A 24,012-nucleotide genomic window follows, 5' to 3' on the forward strand; every position below is an offset into this window, starting at 1 on the left:
CTTACGAGGAATGATGGATGTGATGGAAATGCACAGTAGAGCCAGTAACAGCGGGAGCTGCACAGGTAGAAAGGATAATATGGCTCTTTGTGATGTTCATGTATGGAAGCAAAGGTAGCAGGTTTTTCTTTTAAACTATATTTTGAATGAAAAGTTTTCTTGAATCCTGACTTAAATAGTTCTTATTTTTGTATAGATAAGCACCTATCTGCTTTCTCTGGCATAGTTTTTTCAGGATATTTTGTCAGAATGAGCTTAAACTAAATTTGTATGCATCGCCACCTTATACTTCTTATAATTGTGTTTTCAGCCTTCGCTACTTTTACGGCCAAGGCACAGTTAAAATTACCACAGGCCAGCCCAGAGGCCTTTGTTAAGCAGACAATCGGGCTGACGGATATCAAGATAAAGTACCATGCACCTAGCGTAAAGGGGCGTAAGATTTTTGGATCGCTGGTTCCGTATGGTACACTTTGGCGCGCCGGCGCAAACGAAGCTACCTTAATTACTTTCTCAGACGAACTTTTCTTGAACAATGAACGCGTACCGGCAGGTACCTACTCTTTTTTCTTGCTGCCAAAAAGCGATTCAGTCTGGAATGTAGTATTGAATAGGGATACAACGCTTTGGGGCTTGGAGGGCTACAATGAGTTGGAGGATGTAGCTTACCTTGAAGTAAAACCTGTAGCATCCGGCTTTCAGGAAACGTTGCAGTTTCAGTTCTCCGATATTGGCCCTAATACCGGTAAGTTAAACCTGCGTTGGGAAAACATAACAGTTACTCTTAATATTGAAACAGAGGTTGAGAAAAAGGCCCTAGCTAATATTAATGCAGCTTTGGCTAAAGCCGAACCTGATGATTGGTACATTTGGGCACAGAGTGCAGAATACATGCTGCCCCGCAAAGAGCACCATCAAAAGGCTTTGGAGTGGATAAACAAATCGATAGCTATAAAGGAGAACTTCTTTAATAATTGGATTAAAGCCAGGCTGTATGCACAGAATAAAGAGTATGAGATGGCCGCTAATCTAACTTCTAAAGCGATGCAATTGGGAAGCTCCGAGCCCGAAAGTTATAAAACGTATGCCAGAGAGATAGAATCGGCTTACAAAGTATGGAAGAAAGGGCGCTAAATAAGCAGGAAGTATAACTAGAGAGCGCTTCTTTATCTAAGGTTATACTTAAGGTTAATATCTTATAGCATTTGAGCTGTTTTAGGTAAGTATAAGCACATCTTAGGTGTTCTAGTAGAAATCTTATTTATAAAAAACCTAGAAAGTAGCTACAAAGCGAAGGTTTAAACGCCTGCCGGTAAGAAAGTTCGGTACAGCATACGTAAGGCCATTAACATCCTGCACATAAGTATAAGACACTCGGTTGTTTGCATCAATCAGGTTGAGTACCTCCAGCCCTACCCAAAGGCTTTGTAGAGATACTTTTTTACGCTCTACTAGCTCACTCTCCAGAACAATCACTTTCGAGAAGCCAACATCAATGCGTTTGTAAGATTTGCCGTTAAACGAGTTTCTGAATTCGGGTTGCCTGGGTGGCCCGAACGGTAAACCTGAGCCATACACCATGTTTAAGTACATTCTGATGGTCGGGTTGTCTGGTAAGTGATCCTGGAAGAAAACCCCGATATTCATTAATTGGTCGGTAGGCCTGCGTAGATAACCTATTTCCTGTTTACCTGATATTTCTCCCGTCTGTGAATACGTAAAGGTTGAGTCGCCGGCGACATTTTCCTTTGTCTGCATTAAGCCAAAACTCAACCAAGACTCCGCCCCTTCAATAAACTCACCGTTTATTCGCATATCAAGCCCCGCAGCATAGGCTTTAGCATTATTTTTAGCATAATAGCGTAAACGTACATTGTCTATATCATAGGGTATCACGTTGGTCATGTGCTTGTAATACGCCTCAGCGGTAAACTTAAAATCGCGGCCCCATGCTTTAAATAAGTAATCAGATCCAACAATGGCATGAACAGACCGCTGTGCTTCCAATTCGCTGTTTAGGTTTCCAGAAAAATCACGCAATTCCCTGTAAAATGGGGGCTGATAGTATAAACCTACTGCTGCTTTGAAGGATAAATCCGGGTTGCGCCTGGTTATAAATGAATATTGTAAACGCGGTGTGATGGTAAACTCTTTGTTAAAATCCCAGTAACTGGCCCTGATACCATAGGTTATTGTTTTCAGGGAATCCAGATCATAAGTATGCTGCACATAGCCATTGTAGCGCAGGCTGTTCAGGTTTACATCGGATTCTAAATGATATGTTTGCGTTACATAATCAGCAGAATCTACAAAGCCGTATTCTGCTAATTCGTCGGAGATGCGCTCAAGTCGCGCCTTTAACCCAAACTGCACATTGCTACGCTGGCTAACCTGCCATGCATTGCGGGATTCTGCCGTACCAAAACGGGCTAAAAGTGTATTTCGGGAATGATCAAACTGACTGCCAACACCGCGGGTTCGTTCGTCTTCGCCCAGGTTATTTGAATTGACGCTTACCTCGCTTAACCTGTAGCCTGCCTCCAGATCCCTAAACTCACGCTCCCTGGAATGTACCCCTGAAAGTATAATTTCACTTGTGAAGTTATCGGTAAAGCGATGGTTCAGGTTAAGCCCCGACTGAAACGTACGATACTCCATCAGCTCCTGCCCATCAAAAGCAACATAAAGCCGCAAAGGCGTTTGCCTGGTTCCAAAAGTAGTTACGCGGTTTTCTGGTATCACCAGGAAATTGTTCCGGGCGTAACCGGCTAATAAATTAAGAGTGGTTGTACCCGCCTGGCGACCACTTTTGCTCAAGTCAAATGTTATATAAGCTTGCGCATCAGAAAAATTAGGACGGTAATCTCCTTCAGTTTGAAGGCCTTGCAGCATGTATTGCCCGTTTTTGTGGCGTACACCCAGTAGGTAGGAAATTTTCTTGTTTTTTGAGGCAGACTCCAGGTGCAATGAACCGCCAGTTAGACTACCCGTTACTGAGGCTGCAAATTTTTCCGGTGTTTTATACTTTATACTTAGAACTGACGAAAGTTTATCGCCATACTTGGGCTGCCAGCCACCAGAAGAGAATTCTATATCCTGTACAAGGTCCGGGTTTACAAAACTGAGCCCCTCCTGCTGCGCCGCTGAAACCAGGAATGGCCTGTAAATCTCGATGTTGTTTACATATACCAGGTTCTCATCGTAATTACCACCTCTCACAGAATAGGTACTGGACAACTCGTTGTTGCTGCTCACGCCGGGAAGCGTTACCAAAATCTTATTAAAATCACCGTAGGCAGATGGCAGATTACGGGTAAGGCGCGGATCTAATTTCGTTACGCTTACCTGATCACGTGTGTCGCTAGCATTTTTGCCACGTACATTAACCATACCTAACTGCTGCGGGTCTGGCTCTATTTGTACATCTAAAGCTAAAGTTTGATTAGCAGTTAGGGTGAGTGTACGCTCAAGCGTTTTATAGCCAATAAAGCGCACAACAAGTATAAAGTCCTGGTTTGCCGGAACTGTTATTTTGTAACTGCCTTGCGAATTGGTTTGGGTGGCGGTGGTAGTGCCTTTTATACTTACGGTGGCTAATTCCAGAGGCTCGCCGAGAGTAGTAGAAACTTTACCTGCAACAGTAGCCTGCTGCGCTGAAACACCTAACGGCAAAAGCATTAAGAACCATACCGACAGGTATTTCAGCATCAGAAGTATGTATTAAATAGAAGATTTCTTCAGGTTGGCAATTGTTTGGATAGGATCAGCGGATGAGAAAACAAAGCTGCCTGCTACGAGCACATCTGCCCCTTTCTGAAGCAGTTGCGGTGCATTATTTTCGTTAACTCCGCCGTCAATCTCAATTAAAGCGTTCGAATTGCGGCTGATGATCAGATTTTTGAGCGCTTCTATTTTACGATAGGTATTCTGTATAAATTTTTGGCCGCCAAAACCCGGGTTAACCGACATCAGGCAAACAAGATCCAGATCTTCTATTACATCGTCCAGCAACTGAACTGAAGTATGCGGGTTTACAGCCACTCCTGCCTTTGCACCTGTAGCCTTTATCTGCTGAATAGTGCGGTGCAGGTGGTTACATGCCTCTATGTGTACGGTGATAGTTTCTGCACCCGCCTCACGGAAGCGCTCAATGTATAGCTCTGGCTCCACGATCATCAGATGCACATCCATTGGCTTTTGCGCATACTTCTTGATAGCTTCCATTACTGGAAAGCCAAAAGAAATATTTGGCACAAAGCGGCCATCCATGATATCGATGTGCAGCCAGTCGGCCTGGCTTTTGTTTAGCATTTCCACCTCCGACTGCAGGTTAGCAAAGTCGGAAGCAAGTACAGATGGGGCAATAATTGGTCTCATACCTGCAAAGGTAACTTTTTTGGTTAAAGGTAAAGTATGAAATTTGGCTTAAAGCTTTACAAATCGTACAGTTGCGGCAGCGTTTCCGGCCCCAATCCTACACAAGTATAACCCACTACTGAGCAACTGCGGCTGTAGATTAAGGCGCTGCTCCTGCGCTGGGTTCGTTATACGCTGCTTGTATATTACTTTGCCTGTTGCATCCATTATCTGAACATCTAGCGGTTGCTTATGCCAGTCCTGGCCTAACACAAGTATTATAGGCTCTGTGGCTACAGGGTTGGTAATTAATACCGAATTCTTAGCCGATAATTTGGGTATAGAAGTAAGTGTACGGCTATAATGTGGTATACCGTAACCAATGTTATTGTCGGGCATACCTGCCTGGCTACCGATCTGGCGCATAAGCCTGATCATATCGTAATTAGTTTTGTTTCTGTTGGCCTGCCACAAACTTGTTACAAACCCGGCTATAATCGGCCCCGAAAAAGAAGTGCCATTTGCTCTGGCCACATTTCCTGAAGTAGATAGCACGTAAGCCCGCTGCCCAAGCGCCACCACATCTGGTTTTACCTGCCCATCTGCAGTTGGGCCAAAAGAACTAAACAAGGCCTTTGTTCCTAATGAATCCACGGCACCTACTGCCAGCACAGAATCAGCATCGGCTGGAGAGGCAATATAACGCCATGCGTTATTTCCATCATTGCCGGCGCTGGTAACAACTAAAATACCTACTGCCGCCGCAATGTCAGCGGCCTTTGCCACTAATGTTGTGTTACCGTCCATTTCGCTGTAAGTATAGCTTCTGGATGGTGCATCAAACAAATTATACCCTAGAGAAGAGTTAATTACATCAGCACCGGCGCTATCGGCATACTCTGCAGCAATCAGCCAGTTTATCTCTTCGATGTTATGTTCTGTTGCGGCATCTTCTGTTCTAAGCAAAAGGTAGTTTGCTTCGTAGGCTGTGCCTATATACTTGCCAGGCTCATAGGCACCCATCGTAGACAGCACCGCCGTGCCATGGGTGCTTTCACCGAAAACGTTCTCTTGCCTCAATACAAAGTCAAAAGTGCCTTTTATTTTATCATCCTGAAAGAGGTGTGAAAAAGCATTGATTGTGTTTACAGCAGGAAAGCCGGCATCAAAAATGGCAATGGTCATACCTGCCCCCCTAAAACCATTGTTATGCAGTTCAACGGCTCCAAGCATATTGGTTTGGTGGAAAGAACGCCCATAATCTTCTGCCTCTAAGGCAGTAACTTGAATCTGGCTGATACTTTGGGATGCTAGATTAGTTTTAGGATTAGGGGTGGTTGATTTGCCGCCGGCCATGCGATTCAAAGTCCTGCTAGCCTTTATATAAGGCAGCGCCTCTAATTCTGCCAGTTTCGCATCAGAGCATTGTACTACAGCGGCATTAAACCACCTGGAGGTATACCATACTTTCACGCCCTTGTTTTTCACCCCATCCACATAAGACGGGTTAACTGGCAGGTCTCTTTGTGCCAATGCTATATTTTGCCTCTGCCTGCGCTCAACAGCCTTAGCCGACAGGAACTCCTGCGGTTGTTGCAAAGAGTATGGCGAGTCAGCTTTATCGGTAAAGTATAGCAGTCTTTTTTGCTCTATTTCAGCATCCTGTGCCTGTGCTCCATAAGTTATAGAAAGCACCAGAATAGATATGTAGAGCAATAACTGACGCATTTTTATCTGCTACCGTGAGTTATAAGGATTTCGTGGCGCTCATGGCCGTTTTGTTTAAAACCTACACCTTGTGGGCAAGAACTGTCGTTGCAGTATACCACCCGGTTGAAAAGCCTGTAAACGCGGCCAATGCCCTTTGCATAAACCTCCTTACGGTCATCTAACTGCAAAGGTGTATTCTTAGGCCTGCCGTGCACTACAGTTGCTGTATTAGTATAGGTAATATCGCCATACTTAAACGGAGCGCCTACATGCTGATACGTATAAGGTTCTTTACGGTCGTAAGGGCCAGTTTCCAGAGGGTTAACTACGCGGTCGTTAAAAGCATCACCTAACCAGACTTTATTATCCTGTACCGGGAAAACAAGCTTTACATATTTTGTATTGTCTTTTGTAAGGATTACATTCTGGTCATTTTTAGCTACCACCATTACTGAGTCATCTACCCATTCGCTTTGGCCGTAGCGCTTTATAGAACGTATGATCTTGTATTGAAGCGTATTAGCCTGGTCATAAAAACTGGTATCCACCAGTTCTCTCATCTCAAAACTGTCTTTAGCCGGTATGTCAAACTGATACTTGATGTCAATAACCTTATATATCTTGTAATCACCTATTTCAATAGGAAAGTAATCAAGCCCCAGAGCGGCGCGGTCTTGCTCTACGTAAGTGGTCTCGCAAGCGGTAAGGCCTCCTGCCAATAGTAACAAGCAGTATAACAGCGCTTTTCTCATCTTTAGTTATTGAATAACATTTAGCTTAAACTCGAAGTTAATGTCTTGTTCAGCGTTATAGTTTGTCTCTATCCAGCCTCCTCCAACAACGTCATCGCCTTCGTAAAAAACAGCAGCCTGGCCTGGGGCAATCGCATGTACACCTTTCAGGAAATGCACCTTCATCTTGTCTCCTTCCTGCTCAACTATAGCTTCTGTACCACCGTCATTGTAACGTACTTTGGTAATAGTTGCCAATGGCCTGTCTATCAGGTTTTCATACTTACCCATGGTAAGCTTTCCAACCGTCATGGCGTTTTTGGCTAACTCTTCATAATTGCCAAGCACTACCCTGTTGTTATCTTTGTCGATGCTGGTAACATACGCCGGGAAACCCAGGGCTACGCCCAATCCTTTACGCTGCCCGATAGTATAAAATGGATAGCCTTCGTGCGTGCCTACTACGGTACCGTCTTCTAACACAAACTCACCTCCAGCTACTTTTTCTTCCAGGCCATCTACGCGGCGCTTTAAAAAGCCACGGTAATCATTATCCGGAATAAAGCAGATCTCATAAGACTCCGGCTTATTCACCAATTCAGTAAAGCCACGGTCAAGAGCCATCTGGCGTATTTCAGTTTTATGCAGCTTGCCTAACGGGAATATTGTTCGGCTCAGGCTTTGTTGCGAAATACCCCACAAGGCATATGATTGATCTTTATTTTCGTCCAGACCTTTAGAGATAACATAACGGCCATTCTCTTCACGAATGTTGGCATAGTGCCCAGTCGCGATAAATTCGCAGCCTAACTGGTCGGCACGTCTTAACAAGGCGTCCCATTTAATGTGCGTATTACATAGCACACACGGGTTTGGCGTGCGGCCGGCCAGGTACTCGTCTGTAAAGTGATTAATTACATAATCGCCAAACTCCTCCCGGATATCAATAATATAATGCGGAAAACCAAGGCTAACGGCAATATTACGGGCATCATTTATAGAGTCCAGGCTGCAGCAACCGGTTTCTTTTTTGCTGCTGCCACTAGAGGCATAATCCCAGGTTTTCATGGTCATGCCAATTACCTCGTATCCCTGCTCGTGTAACATTACTGCTGCCACTGAGCTATCAATACCTCCGCTCATGGCTACCAACACCCTTCCTTTTGTACTCATCTATATAGGTAATCTAAAATGCGAATTTTTTATTAAATTTTCACAAATATAGCAACAACAACAGAGTAATAAAGATTCAGGAGCCCAAATATTGTAGCTACAAATAAGAAACGCCCCGACTTTACGTTTCAACAAGTATAAAAAATATGCAAAAAAGGTAGCTTTGTTTTGGTTTTGGGACTTACTTTGAAATATCAAAACGCAGATAAATTGATTAACAGATCTTAAAAATAGTGCAATGGCCCTACGTACCTCAGTTATAGTTAATAGAATAAATAATTTAAGCGATGCGCGATATTGCGCAGGCATGGGCGTTGATATTATAGGTTTTAACCTAATGCTGGATGACCCACAGCGTGTACAGCCTGATACGCTGAAAGAAATAAGCGGATGGGTTTCGGGAGTAAAACTGGCAGGTGAATTCGAGCGTGCTAAACCTGACATCATCAATGACCTGGCGAATGAATTTAACCTGGACTACATTCAGCTAAACACACCTTACCTGATTGATGAGATTGAGGAAATCGACCGGCCCGTTATTCAGAAAGTTTTTATCAATAAAGATACAGTTGACAGCGAATTACTGGAGATGATGGAGCTTTACAGTTCTGTTGTTGACTCTTTTATCATCTACTCAGATGATTTTAAATCTGTTGATGAGACCAATACAAAGTTCCTGAAAGAGATTGCCAAACAGTTTAATGTATACATTGGCTTCGGGTTAGATAAGGACAACATAAATGCAACCTTAAAGCTTGTGAAGCCCAAAGGGATTGGATTGCAGGGTGGCCACGAAATAAAGCCAGGTTTAAAAGATTTCGACGAGTTACAGGATATTTTCGAAGAAATAGAGGAAAATTAAGCTTTGCTCTATAAGAGCTCAACACTAATAAAATAACAGAAGGGCCTGCTGAATAATGCTTCAGCAGGCCCTTCTGTTACTAGCGCACCTTTTGGCTAAAGTATAATGATGCTGTAAACACCATCTACTCCACTTCTTTTTATAGGATTAGTTTACTTTAAACTGCAAGTATTTAATTGGTATGTTTTCGGCAAGGTAGCGCTTTTCGTAGGTGGTATAAATCCCCATGGTGTGCTCCTGCAAATCAGAATTGTAAAGGTCTGAAGTATAAATCAGGTTGTCTGCTTTTCTTTCCTGTAACACTTCCAGCGTATAGGCATACAACCCTTCATTATCCGTTTTTAAGTGGATAGTACCGCCTGGCTTAACAATACGGCTATACATGTCCAAGAACCTTGGTGATGTTAAGCGGCGCTTTATGTCACGATCTTTAGGACGCGGGTCCGGAAAAGTGATCCATATCTCATCGACTTCATGCTGACCAAAGTGCTCTTCTAATTGCTCAATAAAAATCCTCAGAAAGGCAACGTTATCTAACTCCTCCTCTATTGCCATAGAGCTGCCTTTCCAGATTCTGGCGCCCTTTATATCTGTGCCGATAAAGTTCTTTTCAGGGTGCAGGCGAGCCATACCTACAGTATACTCACCGCGCCCGCAACCTACCTCCAGTACGATCGGGTTATCGTTTTCGAAGAATTGCGCATTCCATTTGCCTGCCAATTGGCCATAAAGTTCGTCGCCTGCCTGCACTACGTTTTCGCGCGCTGCAATCACACTAAACTTTTCTAATTTTGATCTTCCCATCTAAGTTTATAATTCTTCAATCTCTGCGACTACAAAGGTACTACCTCCAATAAATATAACCTCATCTGTAGCAGCATTTGCTTTTGCAGCTTTTATGGCATCCGCTACGGTGGTGTAAACGTTACCATGTAATCCTATACTTTGTGCCTTTGCTGCAAGGTCCTCTACTGGTAAGGCCCTCGGTATAGCTGCCTGACAGAAGTAATAAGTATAGTTTTGAGGCAAAAGCTGTAATACCTTGGTAATATCTTTGTCGTTGACAGCACCAAACACCATGTGCACATGCTTAGGCTGTAGGGCTGCCAGTTGTGCAACTATTTGTTTAATTCCATCTTCATTATGGCCTGTGTCGCAGAGAGTTAAAGGTGTATCATTAAGCTTTTGCCAGCGCCCCTTCAATCCGGTTAATTCTTTGGCATGCGCTAGTCCCGAACGCAACGTTTCTTCTGTAACAGCATACCCTTTCTCCTGAAGTAAGGCCAAAGTTTTAAGCACCCCAGGCAAATTATACTTCTGGTAAATACCTGTAAGGTCTATTTCGAGGTTAGATAAGTATAAATTATTGTTGCTGTATACCTGGAATACCTGGCGGTTCAGGTTGCCTTCTGTTAATTCAACTTTAAACGTATCCGTAGCAAAGTATAGGGGGGCCGCTTCTTCTTTGGCTTTGCCTATGAATACCTCTTCTGCCTCTGGTTGTTTGGTACTTATTACTGCAGGCACTTTCGGCTTTATAATACCGGCTTTCTCAGCGGCAATGGCAGCGATCGTGTCGCCGAGCAATGCCTGGTGGTCATAGCCAATATTAGTTATAAGAGAGACTTCCGGAGTAATGATATTGGTGGAGTCAAGCCTGCCGCCCAACCCGACCTCTATTACTGCAATATCTACCTGTTCATCTGCGAAGTACTTAAATGCTAAGGCCACCGTCATTTCAAAAAACGAAGGCTTTATACTTTCAAATAAGTTCTTGTTTTGTTCAACGAAGTCGATAAGGTAACCTTGCGGCAACTCCTGGCCATTGATCTTTACACGCTCTGTAAAAGACTTTAGGTGTGGCGAAGTATAAAGTCCTGTTTTGTACCCGGACTGCTGTAGCACGGCCGCCAGCATGTGCGAACTGCTGCCCTTGCCATTTGTCCCTGCCACATGGATGGTTTTGAACTGATGCTGCGGCTGCCCTAGTGCCTCACAAAGCGCGATAATATTGTCCAGGCTCTTCTTAAAAGCAGCATTGCCGATGCGTTGGTACATCGGCAATTGCTGGTATAAATAATCAAGACAATCTTGATACGTCATTAAAACTATCGTGTACTTATTTTAAACGTTACAACTCCCGTAGCCCCAGCTGAACCTGTGCCTGTGCGAGTAAGGGATGCTTTAGTAAAAAGTTGATTCTTATACCAATTTACAACTTGCGGGGTTACTGTAGACTCAATAACTTCAGCACTAATCAAATTCCCTTCTGAATCGACTTTAATTCTAAATCTTACAATACCTGACTCATTTTCGTAAGGATCTTTTTGTGGTTTTATATCAAATCTCCAGCCAGGCATATCTAAACCATCACTTCCACCTCCTGAGTTTCCTTCGTAATTTTTTGAGCGCATTATACCTCTAGGGTCTCCTTTATCGCCTACAGTATTCGCATCATCGCCGTTATTGTTGCCGGTAGCTGTATTAGATGTTCCGCTCTTACCTGTACCCGTGTTATTGCTAGGGTTGCCAGGGTAAAGAGACTTAGGTTTTTCTGGTTCTTTCTTTACTACCTCCTCTTTAGGCGGCTGTTCTACTGGCTTCTTAACCTCTTCTTTTACAGGTTGTGGCTTAGGCTGTGGCTTAACTACTTCTTTAACTGCAACAGGTGCATCGGCAGTAGTAGTCGTAACTTTAGGCGCCTCTACCGACTTAACAGGTGGCGAAGGTGTAGGCGTTGGTTCAGGCTCAGGAAGCGGATCTGGCTGCGTTGGCGCGGGCTTGCTGTCTTCCGTATTCTTCGATTCGTTTGGAGTTGCCTGTGTCTGTACATCGCCACTACCAACAGCATCTAAGCCAAAATTCAATTCAATTCCTAGTTCTGGTGCCGGAGGATCAGGTGCTCTCCATGCCAACATGTATATCAGGAAAAGCAAGATAAGCACATGCACCCCAATGCTGACACCGGCTGCAATGCGCTTATTTTTTTCTTCCTCTTGTGTTTGGGCAAATGCCATAGTTTTATCTTATTCGCTTGGTACAGTAGCTAATGTAACACTCGCGTTCAAGTTCTTAGCGATTCCGGCCACCTTTACAAGATGCTCTACCGGTACTGTCTTGTCTACGTGTAACACTACTGCTCCCTGTTCTGTTCCTCCCTGCAACAATGTTGCCAACTGTGGTTCTATCTGCTCCAGGGCAATTGGTTTGTCGTTCAGGTAATATTGCAGGTCCTCTGTAATTGTCACGCTGATCTTCTGCATTGTAATGTCAGAAGCTTTGCTTGTTGGCAAACTTACTGGTAAACCAGAAGGTGTAACAAAATTTGAGGTAAGCATGAAAAATATAAGTAACAGGAAGATAATGTCCGTCATAGACGACATACTAAACTCTGGGTTAATCCTGTTTTTAGAGCGTAGGTTCATTCTTACAGTTGTGGTTCTTGTAACAGATCAAGGAACTCGATGGATGAATACTCCATAGAATGCACAATGCTGTCGATTTTAGAAACTAGGTAGTTATAGCCTACATAAGCTGGCAAGCCAATAATAAGACCGGTAGCTGTTGTTACCATGGCCTCATAGATACCACTAGATAAAAGCTTAGGGCTAACTGAACCTTCGGCTTGTGCAATAGCGATAAATGCACCGATCATACCAGTTACAGTACCCAGGAAGCCAAGCATAGGCGCAGCACCTGCAATAGTAGCCAACGCAGATAGGTTTTTCTCTAAACGGCTGATCTCGATTTTACCAACGTTTTCAATTGATGTCTCGATGTTTTTTAATGGGCTACCTATGCGGGAAACACCTTTGGAGATCATCCTGGAAACTGGTGTGTTAGCCTGGGCGCAAAGCATTTTAGCACCGTTTATGTCACCTGCCAATACCATGCTTTTAATTCTGTCGTTAAAGCCCTCAGGGTTTTTAGCTGCTTTTTTAAGCGTAAGATAACGCTCAAAAAATATGTACAAAGCAGCTAAAGATAAAAGAGCTAGTGGGTACATGGCCCAGCCACCATTAATAGCCAGGTCTAATAGTGATACAGATGTTTCTGCAGCTCCGGCTCCCTCAGCCATGGCAGTAGTTGTATCAACCGGTGTAGTTGTGATTTGTAATAAGAGTGACGTCATTTTATTTTTTAAATACCCAAATTGTTTCTCCGAATGTGCTTCTGTACTTATCTAAAGCGGCATGCGCTTCTTCTTCTGTTTCAAAATCCGCTACAGAAACGCGGTATAATTTGCTTCCACGGCCAGGCTCCAGCACTTTAGCATCGTTAAAGTCTTTTGTCTGTACTTCGTAACGGGCATTTTCAGCGCTTAAATAAGTAGAGTAACCGCCAGTAATAATATAAAAACGATTGGTCTGCTTATTAATTGTTGTCTTCTCCTTTTCAGGTTCTTCAACCACAGCAACTGGGTTTATTTCGTTTGTAACAACTTCAGTAGCAACTAGATCTGTTGTTTCCTCTGAAGCATCACTTGCATCCCAATTATAAACCTCATCCTGAAGCAGTTCTTCCTCTATCAACGTTTCTTCAGCAACTGCCACAGGCTGCTGAGTTGCAGGAAGTATAACTTGATAATTTAGCATCCTTTCTTCTTCCGTAAAAGGAATATAGTCGGGTGCATATTTATCAGCTGCTGCCGTAGCTCCTGAGTTAAAGCTTTGGTTGAACAACATAATAGGATTCAGGCTGCTTAGGTTATAATCGGCCTGCAACGACAAGAAGTATAAAGCTGAAACCGATAGTCCAGTTAAGGCAAGACCAGCCGCCACGTTATAAGCTCTTTTAAGGCGTTTCTTAAACGGCTGTTTTGTTTGTGTCTTCTCGGGCTGTATTTCCTTTTTCAGAGTGCGCAGCACCGCAGGCTCTTCAAACCTGATTGGCCTGGCTGTTAATTCTGGTAAACCGAAGCTTGCCTCCAGCATATTATCAGACTCCACATACTCAAACTCCAGCCGGCGCTCTGTGTTATACTTAAACACTCCGATATCGTGAAGTATAAATTTGTTATCCTGCTGTAAGGTTGTTTTAGCGTGGTGTACAAAATCCGCCACCATTTGCTGCGCTTCTTCTTTAGATACATTGTTTCTGAACGCGATCGTGCTTATCAGCAAACCATCGTTTAAAACAAGTTTCTCGTTAAAAGCAACCTTCTTGGAAGGTGGCAGGAATGAGTGCTTAACCGGATTTATTCGGGCAGACACATAACGTGTAATCAAACCACCGAACTCGGGAATGATGACACAGTCATGATCATAGAGCAATGACTTTATGTGCTTTTCTACCATAGGCTTTTAGAATGAATAGGTAATACCACCTAACACGTTTATACTTTTACTCGGATAATTTACGAACCGCTCGTATTTCTGCCCAAACAGGTTGTTGGCCATCACAAAAATGGTAAAATTATTCGTGAATTTATAGTCCGCCTTCAGGTTCAGGTCCACGATCGAATCTGTTTCGCGAAGCACCGTTGTTCCATCAGGGCGAGTAATACGGCCAAATGAACTACCAATATAGTAAAGTTCTGAATTAAACAGAATCTTATCGTAGAAGTTGTAGGTGGCAAAAACACTCGACATCAGCTCGGGGCGATGAAACGGATGCTCCAAGTCATTTGTGTTATACTTGTTATAATCAGCCTTTAATCCGATTCTTAATTCATCAGAATAATTAAAAGAGCCCTCTATATAAAAATTTAAAACATTTGTTACTCCGTCGTCATAAAGCAGATCAAATTTGGTAGAATCTGTAACAGAGTTGTTGTAGAAGTATAGGTTTCTAAAGTTCTGGTAGGCAACACGGCCTGTTAGGTGTACATAATTGGCAATGTTAGCCTGGAAACCAGCGTATACTTCTAATCCTTTGTTAATATCGGCTACCTGTACATTTTGCGCCAACCAAGGATTCTCCTGAGTTAAACCATATAAAGTAACTCTTTCTAAACCGCCACCTAAACCTGCGTAGATCTGCAAGTTATCTTTAATTGGCTCTACTGCTAACCTGGCAGTTGGGTATACATTAAACTTGCGAGCATCATTGATTGTATCGCCGGTATAGGCAATATTGGCTCCTAAGGTTAACTGTACCGCATTAAACTGGCGCTGGTACTGCGGGTGAACTTTCACGAAATTGCGGGTTACGCTTTCTTCATCCTTATGCGTAAGAAATGAAAGGTCTGCATCTACTTTAAAAGCAGAAACATCATCAATGCCATACTCGCTGCGCATGCCTAAAGCTACATTTACCTCCGACTTGTCATAATGGTCTTTGAGGTAAGTGGCTTTCAGGTTAGCATTGTAGAGAAAAGGGGCACCAGAAGTTTGGTTATGCAGCGTACCTTCAGCAGCTACTCTGTTAAAAAGCTGCTGTATGTTGTCTTTGTCAACCTCCGTTTCCTGGTTAGGTGCATAACCGTAAAAATGATACTTATCGCGGCCATAGCTAAGTCTGCCGCCTAGCGTAAGACCTTTAAGGTAGCGCTCTCCGTGCACGCCAATAGAACTGTTGGAGACTGCCGAGTTTCCTTTATCTACCGGACCACGCGCTGAACTGATGTGGCTAATTTCTGCCCCATAGTCTGTATCCTTGCTGCGCTTGTTATGGAAGTAGCCCTTTAAGTATAAACTACCATAATTGCCGATACCTGCTTTCAGATAGTTACCATACAGTTTTGTTAGTTCATCCTGCTTTATAGTGAGCACTTTCATCTGCAGATTAATGTCCTGCGATGGTAAGCGATAATCGACAAAGCGGTAATATACATTCCTGTCTCCTGCCTCTGGTGCCGGTATTCTGAATTTCTCGAAATTACGGGCAGCCTGCGGCAACTCAATAACACGGTTTTTCTCAACCACAACTTCTGCATCTTCCAGTTTAGCACCTTCGCCCCAGCCTTGGGCCTGCGCCTGGTTCAGGTAGCTATAGCCAACGCTTAAAACGATGGCAAGAGAGGCTAATTTTAATTTATTTCTCATTTTGATGATTCTGTTCTTGATAATCTGACTAGGACGAACTGTTTACTGCTGGCCTGTAGTATCTGCCGGTGTCTGCTTTGGCTGCTGCCCTTGGGTGCTACGACCTTCCAGCTTTGCTAGCTTCTGCTTCGCCTCTTCCACGATCTCCTGGTTTGGCGCGTTCTCTATAATAGAGTTAAGCGTAGATGTTGCCTGGAATATCTCGTTTTGTGCAGCATAGTTATCTGCTATAAGTATAAACGTTTTACCTAACCAGTAATCGTAGTTGGCAAACTTGGTGTTAAAGTCAAAGGCCACATCAAGCGACTCCTTATACTTCTTCTGCTTATACAAGATCTCCGCTACCAGGTACTGTGCCTCTGCCCCATTCACATCAGAAGCCTCCTTGGCGGTTTCCCGGAGTTCAGTTAATGCCTGCTCCATATTACCCTGGCCGTAAGTTGATTTACCTCTGTAAAGTAAAGCAGAATTGTAAGCATTTAGTGAAGCATTGCCCTGGCTTATCAACTCACCCGCTACCCGCTTGCTTGCGGCATAGTCATTGGTGCGGTAGTAGCTTTGCATCAATCCTGTAAGCGCGGTCTGTTGTTCTTTTCGGTTTGTGGCCAGGTCTCTCAGGCGGCCATAGTACTTGATAGCCTCCGGATAATTTTTAGCTTCAAACTCTAAGTCAGCAACACGCTGGATGGCACGGTTCACGAATTCGGATTTATTTTCGGTAACCACCTCCTTCATTCGCTGCAGTCCTTCCTGCATTCTGTTCAGGCGCAGGTAAGAGTCTGCCAGGAAATAGCGGGCATCAGAAGCAAAGGAACTTTTAGGATACTGCACTATAAACTTCTCGAACTTAGGAAGTGCCTGTTCGTAGTTCTGAGCAAAGTATAAGTTCTTAGCTGAGTTGAATTCTATACTTTCTAGGGCATCGCTTTCTGGGTTTGCAGATTTATACTTGTCCAGGTAAGCATCAAATTCATTTGTGCGATTTTCCGCGCCCAATACTTCCTGTAAACTGTATAGTGCACCACTTGCTACCTTAGAGTTTGGAAACTCATTTAGTACACGTTGCTGGTCTGCGATGGCCAGGTTGTTTTGACCCAGGTTGGAATATGCTATACCTCTTTTTTGCAAGGCATTAGGTACTAAACGGCTGGTAGGCATATTATCGATAAGCGCCGTAAAGCCGCTTACAGCTGCCTTGTAGTTGCCACCCTCAAAATCAATTATGGCACGCTGGTACTGCGCATCGTCCACGTAACGCGACTGCGGATACTTTGTAATTACCTCTTGTAAAGCTTGAGCTGCTCTATCGTTACGACCTGCAATACTGTTTATTACACCTTTCTGAAACAAAGCGTAATCACGATCAGGCGAACTAGAAGAAAGTACTCGCTCATACAAGCTAAGTGCTTCGTTATAGTTTTTGCTTACGTAGTAAGTATCTGCCAGGCGTAAAGTAGCATCGTTGTAATTTGGGTTGCTAGGCTTGATGGCATCCAGATAAGCCTTGAAATGCGTCATTGCCTTGTCGTACTGCTTCGTGTTGTAGTACGCGTAGCCAATGCCGTAGCGGGACTTTGTATAGTAATCTTCTTTAGCGTTTTGAGTTGTACGGAAAACTGCGCCGTAACTGTTGATCGCATCGTTATAACGCTGCCCAATAGAATACGCTTCTCCTTTAACAAAATGACTGGCAGCAGTTACTTCTTTATCATAAGGGTACTGCAGCGATTTGTCCAGCATTGCTACTGCAGCAGGAAACTTAGCATCGTTAAACAGATTTACAGCGTGATGGTACGTTACCCGCTGATAGGTTTGAAGTATACGCCAGCTTTTTTTCTCCAGGCTTTCGATATGTCGGATAGCATCTGCGTAATTGTTAGAGCCAAAGTATGATTCGCTCAACAGTTTATCTGCTTCTTCGGCCTGAGAGGAGTTAGGATAGTTTTTGTTGAAGTCAGCTAAAGAATTGATAACCTCCCTAAAGTTGCCAAGCTCATAACTTACCTGCGCATATTTAAGCGTCGCAGCTTCGGTTACATCCTTGTCATGATCATTTTTTCGAGCCTGGTCAAAAGCAGTTAAAGCAAATTGTTTGTTGTTTTCTTTTAAGTAGCTTAAACCTAAGTAATAAGCCGCGTTTTGCCCAAGTGCATCCTTTTTAAGCGCTACTGCCTTAAAATTGACAATGGCAGCTTTAAAATTATTGTTTTTGTAATCTGTAAAAGCAAATTTGTACTGTACAACCGGGTCTAATGTCTTTTTGCCTTCTTCATACTGGTTAAAGTATTTGTCTGCTGTTCTGTAATCAGCTTTCTGGTAGTAAGCGTCGCCAACTAGTAAGGCAATTTCATCAGCCTGTTGTACAGCGGGTTTCATTGCCAGGGCAGCCTCACCGTAGCGGATAACCTCATACACATCATTCTCTTTATAAAGAATCTCTGTGATCATGTAAGGCACAATTCTGGCATAGGCTTCGTTTTTCTCAGCTACCTTTAAATCTGCTTTAGCTGCTGCATAGTCGCCTTTACGGTAAGAAATATAACCGGCATAGTAACTCGAGGCATAGGCAAAGCGGTGTTCATCTTCCCTAAAGCCGGTTGTTTTGTTTTTGTCAAACCAGATTTTAGCGTTATCAAAGTCTTTGGTGGCAAAGTATGAATAACCAAGCTTGAACTCCAGTTCTTTATTCTGCTTTAAACTAAGCAGGTGCGTTGGTGCCAGTTGCAGCAACTCTGCGGCACGCTTATAGTTCTTCTGCTCAAAATAGTATAAACCCAGTTCGTAGTTTGCCAGCGCCGTTTTAGGGTGCGTCGGGTAGTTTCGTACAAAGTTTAAGATTAACTGCTCTGCATCTGGGTGCAGCAAGTATAAACCGCTTAGTGCGTAGTAATATTGGGCATCAGCAGTTTTCGCGTTATCGCCTATCATGGCAATATACTTCCGGAAGGCCTCCTGTGCTGCGCCATACTTTGCACGGTCGAAAAGCTCCACGCCTTCATGAAAATATCTCTCTTCGGAAGTAAACGCCTGCGAGTGCTGCGCCACTACCACATGAGAGCCGCCGGCCAAAACGGATGCTAGCGCAACTTTGTAAGCAAATTTCATATGTTTTTTATTACCCATCGGGATAATTTGGTTTGGTCGTTGATGTATACTCTTACTATAGGTAAAAACTGGGTTTAATCAGTATATGCCATTCTCAAAGTTACTAAAAAAATAGCAGGGCAAGCTGCCTTTAACGCATTTCTTGAAAAGTAGTTTGGCAGCGTTTATAGTATAATAACTATAGAATGTAGCAAAGTATAAAATATTGTGTGCCTTGCTGCAAATTTGAAAATTATGAGGCCAATGCCCTGGGCACCGGGTGCAATACTTTAAAAACAAGTTCTCGCAAGATGTCGGCTTCAGCCATATCTCCCCCTGTTATACCCTTCACCTGTAAGTCTGCCACCCTCACAAAATGAATAATATCAACACAGCGCTGCGCCGGAAATACACGCATAGCCTGCATGTAGTCTTTTAGCTTCCAGGCTTGGTTGCCCAGGCTTTTCTTTAAACCCGCTTCCGATTTGTCTGCCTGCGTGTGCAGCGTCAGTAATTTCGTGAAGAAGTTAAACAACATGGAGAGGTTCGGGATGAGCGGGTTGTTTTTTGGGTTTGATTCAAAGTAATGTATAATGCGGTTGGCCTTAAGAGCATCGCGTGCTATCAAAGCGGCCTGTAGTTCAAAAACATTATACTCTTTGCTGATGCCAACATTTTCCTGCACAACACTTTCATCCAGGGTAGCACCAGGCTTCAGGTTTAGCAGCAATTTGTCTATCTCATTTGCTAACCTGGACAGGTCAGCACCAATATACTCGCTCAGTAACTGCACCGCCTGTGGCGTGGCTCTAATGTTTTTCTGCTTTAAATAACTCGTTACCCATGCCGGAACCTGATTGTCGTACAGTTTTTTGGTTGTAAGCAGTATTGCATGCTTGCTTATAGCTTTTGCTAAGGCTTTGCGTCCATCCAGCGTTTTGTGCTTATAGCAAAATACAAGTATGGTAGAGGGAAGAGGTTTCTGCAGATAAGCTTCCAGTTGCTTCATTCCTTCTTCCTTTTCAATATCATGTATGCTTTGAGCTTCTTTCACTATTACTACAGACCTATCCGACATCATCGGGAATCGCTTGGCTTGCAACAATACTGTAGATACATCTACATCTTTACCGTAAATTACTACCTGGTTAAAGCCTTTTTCGTGCTCCTGTAAAGCATTTTGTTCTATATAGTCTGCAATAGTATCGATATAGAAAGACTCTTCGCCCTGCAGAAAGTATACTGGGGCGAATTGCTTTTGCTTTAATTGCTCTAAAATGCTCTCGGGGGTATGCGACATGAGTTTATACTTAGGTATTTTGATTTACAGTTGAGATTTAGCCCTACTACTACAAATTTAAAGCATCAGGAATAAAATAAAAGCCTTAGTTTATTTTAAACTCTGTCGCTGATGCAACTAGATTTTATACTTGAGGTATTATATTTCGCATTACCAACCGTGGGCTTCCGTCCAGGTAATAATCAGGGTCCGTAAACTCGGTACGGAAACCTAGCTTTCCATATAGTTTGATGGCCGATGCATTTTCAGGATGTACTGTTAAGTAAACCGCATTTGCACCTCTTCCTTTTACATCGTTCATCAAAGTATGCATTAGTGCCTCCCCTATGCCTTTGCCACGATATTCTGGGAGCACCCCCAAAGACAGAAACCAGGCTGTAGTATCAGCAACATTATAACTGCCCAGCACATAACCGGCTACTGCTTCATTAAGCACAGCTACTTTAAACAAATGTCCGGACACATCTAAGAATTGCCTTAAAACAAACATCGGGTAAGCGTCTTCCTTAAAAAGCGCCTCATCTATATGTTTAACTTGCCGTAAATCCTGAACTGTTGCTGTTCTGATATGCAGTTGCATAAATTTGATTTATAAAAGACTCCTTTGGGCAAAGGTAAAGTATACTTACCTAATGTAGTCTATAGTGCGAAACAACTCTGGTATTACGTTGATTTGCCAATTGCTTCAGATAAACTGCCAACTCTTTTTTATATTTGCCTTGAACAGACGAAACAGCAGTAAATGAACCTTATTGACGAATTAAGATGGAGAGGCATGCTCCACGATTTCATGCCCGGTACTGAAGAGCAGCTAGCTTCTGGCATGACAACTGGCTATATCGGATTCGACCCAACGGCCAGCTCTTTACATATAGGCAACCTGGCAACCATAATGCTTTTGGTGCACCTACAGCGCGCAGGCCACAAGCCGGTAGCATTGGTTGGTGGTGCAACCGGTATGATCGGTGACCCTTCAGGTAAGTCAGCAGAACGTAATTTGCTTGATGAGGAGACTTTGCGTGCCAACCAGGAAGGGATTAAGAAGCAGTTAGAGAAATTCCTGGATTTTAACAGCGGTGCAAACTCTGCTGAGATAGTAAATAACTACGATTGGTTTAAGGAGTTCAGTTTCCTTGGCTTTTTGCGTGAGGTGGGCAAACATCTTACTGTAAATTACATGATGGCCAAAGACTCTGTTAAGAAACGCATCAGCGCTGACGAAGAAGGCGACCGTGCAGAAGGGTTATCTTTTACGGAGTTCTCATACCAGTTGATACAAGGGTATGACTTTTACCATTTATATAAAAACAAAGGCGTAAGGCTGCAGATGGGTGCTTCGGATCAGTGGGGAAATATTACCACCGGCACCGAATTGATACGCCGAATAGATGGTGGCAAAGCCTTTGCTTTGGTAGGCAAACTTGTGACCAAAGCAGATGGTACGAAGTTCGGAAAATCTGAGGGTGGCAACATCTGGCTAAACGCTGAACTTACTTCTCCATACAAGTTCTACCAGTTCTGGCTTAACTTATCGGATGAAGAAGCGGAGAAGCTCATAAAGGTTTATACTTTGCTTCCGGAAGATGAAATTGCACGATTGACAGAAGAGCACAAACAAGCCCCTCATTTAAGGGTTTTACAGAAAGCATTAGCTAAAGATGTTACAATTCGTGTACATTCTGAAGTAGATTACCTGGCAGCCACAGAAGCATCAGAAATTTTATTTGGCAAAGGTGATTTTAATACCCTGAAAGGCTTGAAAGAGGAGGTTTTGCTCTCGGTGTTTGAAGGTGTTCCTCAAATTGAAATCACGAAAGAAAGCTTTGAAACAGCAGGTACTGTTACAGATTTGCTATCAGACATCACAGGCGGACAAATCTTTGATTCGAAAGGAGAAGCTAAGCGAATGATCAAGAACGGTGGGGTAAGTATAAACCGCCAGAAGGTTGCCGGGGCTGATGACGCTGTAACTTATGAATTGCTACAGGAAAAGCACCTGGTAGTGCAGAAAGGAAAGAAGAACTATTACTTAATAACAGTTAAGTAATTGATTTTAAATTTGTTGCAAATAAAAAAGGTGGCCTTTTCAGGTCACCTTTTTTATTTGGATAAGCTTGTTTGAAACTTATTTCTTCTCAGCAGCGCTGTTTTTTGCGTCCTGAACCTCCTTACGGATGTCCTGAGCCATGTTCTTAAGATCCTGCATACCTTTACGTACACGAGTACCTGCAGCAGCGTTACCTTTATCGTAGAACTTTTCGAAATCAGATTCCAACGACATTACTAGGTCTCTCAGTTTGCTAAAGTTGTTGTTCATTAGAGCTATTTGTTATAGTGAAACATTTGTTTTTACTGCTCTAATATACACATTTGTTACAAACAAGCAAAAATTAGCAAATTTTAATATATGCCTTTGGAGCAAGTTATGCGGTAACTGCAGGGCTTGCATACAAGCCTTTGTCCAATTTTTGTGCAATTTTCTCGAATGCTGCAATTGTCTCTTCCACGTCAGCTAAAGTATGGGCAGCCGTCGGAATAAGGCGTAGCATGATCACATCTTTCGGTACTACAGGGTACACTACAATAGAGCAGAAAATGCTATAATTTTCGCGCAGGTCAAGCGTTAATTGTGTGGCATCCGGAATCTGGCCATTCAGGAAAACCGGGGTAACCGGAGACTCTGTACCACCAATGTTAAAGCCCTTCTCACGCAAACCAGACTGCAATGCATTCACAACTGTCCAAAGCTGGTCTTTAAGCTCTGGCTTTGTGCGCAACAGCTCCAAACGTTTGATAGCTCCGACCACCAAAGGCATAGGCAGAGACTTTGCGAATATCTGAGAACGCATGTTGTAACGAAGATACTCAACCACCTGCTCGTTTGATGCCACAAACGCACCAATACTAGCCATAGACTTAGCAAATGTAGAGAAGTATACATCGATACCGTCCTGGCAACCTAAGTGCTCCCCTGTGCCGGCACCGGTTTTACCCATTGTACCAAACCCGTGGGCATCGTCTACCAGCAATCGGAAATTGAACTTCTCTTTAAGCGCAACAACTTTATCAAGGCTGCCCAACTTACCGGACATGCCAAACACACCCTCTGTAATCACAAGAATGGCACCGCCTGTGTTCTCAGCCCAACGTGTAGCACGCTCTAACTGCTTCTCAAGGCTTTCCATGTCGTTATGCGCATACACAAAGCGCTTACCTTGGTGTAAACGAACACCATCGATAATGCAGGCATGAGACTCAGCATCATAAACAATCACATCGTGTCTGTCAACTAGTGCATCAATAATCGATACTACCCCCTGATAACCAAAGTTAAGCAACAATGCATCAGGCTTGCTAACAAACTCAGCTAACTCAGACTCCAGTTGCTCATGCAGGTTTGAGTTACCAGACATGATACGGGCACCCATTGGATAAGCCATACCCCATGTCGCAGCTCCTTCAGCATCAGCTTTACGTACTTCTGGGTGGTTTGCAAGCCCTAAATAGTTGTTTAAGCTCCAGGTTAGCACATCCTTTCCCCTGAATTTCATGCGTGGCGCAATCTCCCCCTCTAACTTCGGAAATGTAAAATAGCCATGCGCATAATGAGAGTGGCTTCCCAATGGACCTCTGTTGGTCAACAACTTTTCAAATAAATCCACTTGTGTAATAATTTGGTTATCAGAATAATTTCAGATTATAATTGCATACTACACCTAATAAACTAAAGTATAGTTTCAAGTTTCGCAAATTTATGCTTTTACAACATCATATACAATGCATATATACTATATCAGAAGCACCTTTTTA

The 24,012-nt window shown here is 43.3% G+C and carries 20 protein-coding genes; 3 read left to right on the top strand and 17 right to left on the bottom strand.

Annotation, left to right across the window (positions count from 1 at the left end):
* Window positions 1-270 precede the first annotated feature (270 nt).
* Window positions 271-1,134 carry a DUF2911 domain-containing protein gene (locus Q1A23_RS09120; protein WP_299822203.1) on the top strand — a complete coding sequence of 288 codons (864 nt, stop codon included), beginning with the start codon at window positions 271-273 and terminating at the stop codon, window positions 1,132-1,134.
* 138 nt (window positions 1,135-1,272) lie between these two features.
* On the opposite strand, the gene Q1A23_RS09125 is transcribed toward Q1A23_RS09120, so the two are convergent.
* Genes Q1A23_RS09125 through mnmA form a run of 5 tightly spaced genes read right to left on the bottom strand, consistent with a single transcriptional unit; the run spans window position 1,273 to window position 7,970 of the window.
* On the bottom strand, window positions 1,273-3,708 hold the full coding sequence (locus Q1A23_RS09125; protein WP_299822205.1) for a carboxypeptidase-like regulatory domain-containing protein: 2,436 nt from the start codon (window positions 3,706-3,708) through the stop codon (window positions 1,273-1,275).
* 12 nt (window positions 3,709-3,720) lie between these two features.
* Window positions 3,721-4,377 carry a ribulose-phosphate 3-epimerase gene (rpe, locus tag Q1A23_RS09130; protein WP_299822207.1) on the bottom strand — a complete coding sequence of 219 codons (657 nt, stop codon included), beginning with the start codon at window positions 4,375-4,377 and terminating at the stop codon, window positions 3,721-3,723.
* 48 nt (window positions 4,378-4,425) lie between these two features.
* Window positions 4,426-6,084, bottom strand: coding sequence for a S8 family serine peptidase (locus Q1A23_RS09135; protein ID WP_299822209.1), 1,659 nt, complete (start codon window positions 6,082-6,084; stop codon window positions 4,426-4,428).
* Between the two features lie 2 nt (window positions 6,085-6,086).
* A complete protein-coding gene (locus tag Q1A23_RS09140; RefSeq protein ID WP_299822211.1) occupies window positions 6,087-6,818 on the bottom strand; it encodes a hypothetical protein in 732 nt (243 codons plus the stop codon).
* A gap of 6 nt (window positions 6,819-6,824) precedes the next feature.
* Complete coding sequence (gene mnmA, locus Q1A23_RS09145; RefSeq protein ID WP_299822213.1) at window positions 6,825-7,970, bottom strand: tRNA 2-thiouridine(34) synthase MnmA; 1,146 nt, start codon at window positions 7,968-7,970, stop codon at window positions 6,825-6,827.
* 238 nt (window positions 7,971-8,208) lie between these two features.
* Between mnmA and Q1A23_RS09150 the strand changes: the two genes are divergently transcribed.
* Window positions 8,209-8,832, top strand: a complete 624-nt coding sequence (locus Q1A23_RS09150; protein ID WP_299822215.1) for a hypothetical protein — start codon at window positions 8,209-8,211, stop codon at window positions 8,830-8,832.
* Window positions 8,833-8,979: 147 nt separating this feature from the next.
* On the opposite strand, the gene trmB is transcribed toward Q1A23_RS09150, so the two are convergent.
* The 10 genes from trmB to Q1A23_RS09200 all read right to left on the bottom strand — a co-directional run bounded on the left by trmB (window position 8,980) and on the right by Q1A23_RS09200 (window position 20,782).
* Window positions 8,980-9,636 (bottom strand): tRNA (guanosine(46)-N7)-methyltransferase TrmB, encoded by a 657-nt coding sequence (trmB, locus tag Q1A23_RS09155; RefSeq protein WP_299822217.1) that lies wholly within the window; start codon window positions 9,634-9,636, stop codon window positions 8,980-8,982.
* Window positions 9,637-9,642: 6 nt separating this feature from the next.
* On the bottom strand, window positions 9,643-10,935 hold the full coding sequence (locus Q1A23_RS09160) for a folylpolyglutamate synthase/dihydrofolate synthase family protein (RefSeq protein WP_299822219.1): 1,293 nt from the start codon (window positions 10,933-10,935) through the stop codon (window positions 9,643-9,645).
* Window positions 10,936-10,940: 5 nt separating this feature from the next.
* Complete coding sequence (locus tag Q1A23_RS09165; protein WP_299822221.1) at window positions 10,941-11,849, bottom strand: hypothetical protein; 909 nt, start codon at window positions 11,847-11,849, stop codon at window positions 10,941-10,943.
* A gap of 9 nt (window positions 11,850-11,858) precedes the next feature.
* On the bottom strand, window positions 11,859-12,257 hold the full coding sequence (locus tag Q1A23_RS09170; RefSeq protein WP_299822223.1) for a biopolymer transporter ExbD: 399 nt from the start codon (window positions 12,255-12,257) through the stop codon (window positions 11,859-11,861).
* Between the two features lie 2 nt (window positions 12,258-12,259).
* Complete coding sequence (locus tag Q1A23_RS09175; protein WP_299822307.1) at window positions 12,260-12,910, bottom strand: MotA/TolQ/ExbB proton channel family protein; 651 nt, start codon at window positions 12,908-12,910, stop codon at window positions 12,260-12,262.
* A gap of 55 nt (window positions 12,911-12,965) precedes the next feature.
* Complete coding sequence (locus tag Q1A23_RS09180) at window positions 12,966-14,129, bottom strand: HU family DNA-binding protein (protein WP_299822225.1); 1,164 nt, start codon at window positions 14,127-14,129, stop codon at window positions 12,966-12,968.
* 6 nt (window positions 14,130-14,135) lie between these two features.
* The gene (locus tag Q1A23_RS09185) at window positions 14,136-15,818 is read right to left on the bottom strand and encodes a hypothetical protein (protein WP_299822227.1); all 1,683 of its coding nucleotides are present in this window, start codon (window positions 15,816-15,818) and stop codon (window positions 14,136-14,138) included.
* Between the two features lie 42 nt (window positions 15,819-15,860).
* The gene (locus Q1A23_RS09190; protein WP_299822229.1) at window positions 15,861-18,923 is read right to left on the bottom strand and encodes a tetratricopeptide repeat protein; all 3,063 of its coding nucleotides are present in this window, start codon (window positions 18,921-18,923) and stop codon (window positions 15,861-15,863) included.
* Window positions 18,924-19,155: 232 nt separating this feature from the next.
* Window positions 19,156-20,202: a DNA polymerase III subunit delta gene (gene holA / locus Q1A23_RS09195; RefSeq protein ID WP_299822231.1), complete on the bottom strand. Its 1,047-nt coding sequence runs from the start codon at window positions 20,200-20,202 to the stop codon at window positions 19,156-19,158.
* Window positions 20,203-20,326: 124 nt separating this feature from the next.
* Window positions 20,327-20,782 carry a GNAT family N-acetyltransferase gene (locus Q1A23_RS09200; protein WP_299822232.1) on the bottom strand — a complete coding sequence of 152 codons (456 nt, stop codon included), beginning with the start codon at window positions 20,780-20,782 and terminating at the stop codon, window positions 20,327-20,329.
* A gap of 162 nt (window positions 20,783-20,944) precedes the next feature.
* On the opposite strand from Q1A23_RS09200, the gene tyrS reads away from it, so the two are divergent.
* Window positions 20,945-22,249 carry a tyrosine--tRNA ligase gene (gene tyrS, locus Q1A23_RS09205; protein ID WP_299822234.1) on the top strand — a complete coding sequence of 435 codons (1,305 nt, stop codon included), beginning with the start codon at window positions 20,945-20,947 and terminating at the stop codon, window positions 22,247-22,249.
* Between the two features lie 78 nt (window positions 22,250-22,327).
* Here the strand turns inward: tyrS and Q1A23_RS09210 are convergent, their stop codons facing one another.
* Complete coding sequence (locus Q1A23_RS09210; RefSeq protein WP_299822236.1) at window positions 22,328-22,519, bottom strand: histone H1; 192 nt, start codon at window positions 22,517-22,519, stop codon at window positions 22,328-22,330.
* 106 nt (window positions 22,520-22,625) lie between these two features.
* Window positions 22,626-23,864: an aminotransferase class I/II-fold pyridoxal phosphate-dependent enzyme gene (locus Q1A23_RS09215; protein WP_299822238.1), complete on the bottom strand. Its 1,239-nt coding sequence runs from the start codon at window positions 23,862-23,864 to the stop codon at window positions 22,626-22,628.
* Window positions 23,865-24,012 lie beyond the last annotated feature (148 nt).

The organism is uncultured Pontibacter sp. (genome assembly GCF_947492645.1).
Classification (GTDB): domain Bacteria; phylum Bacteroidota; class Bacteroidia; order Cytophagales; family Hymenobacteraceae; genus Pontibacter.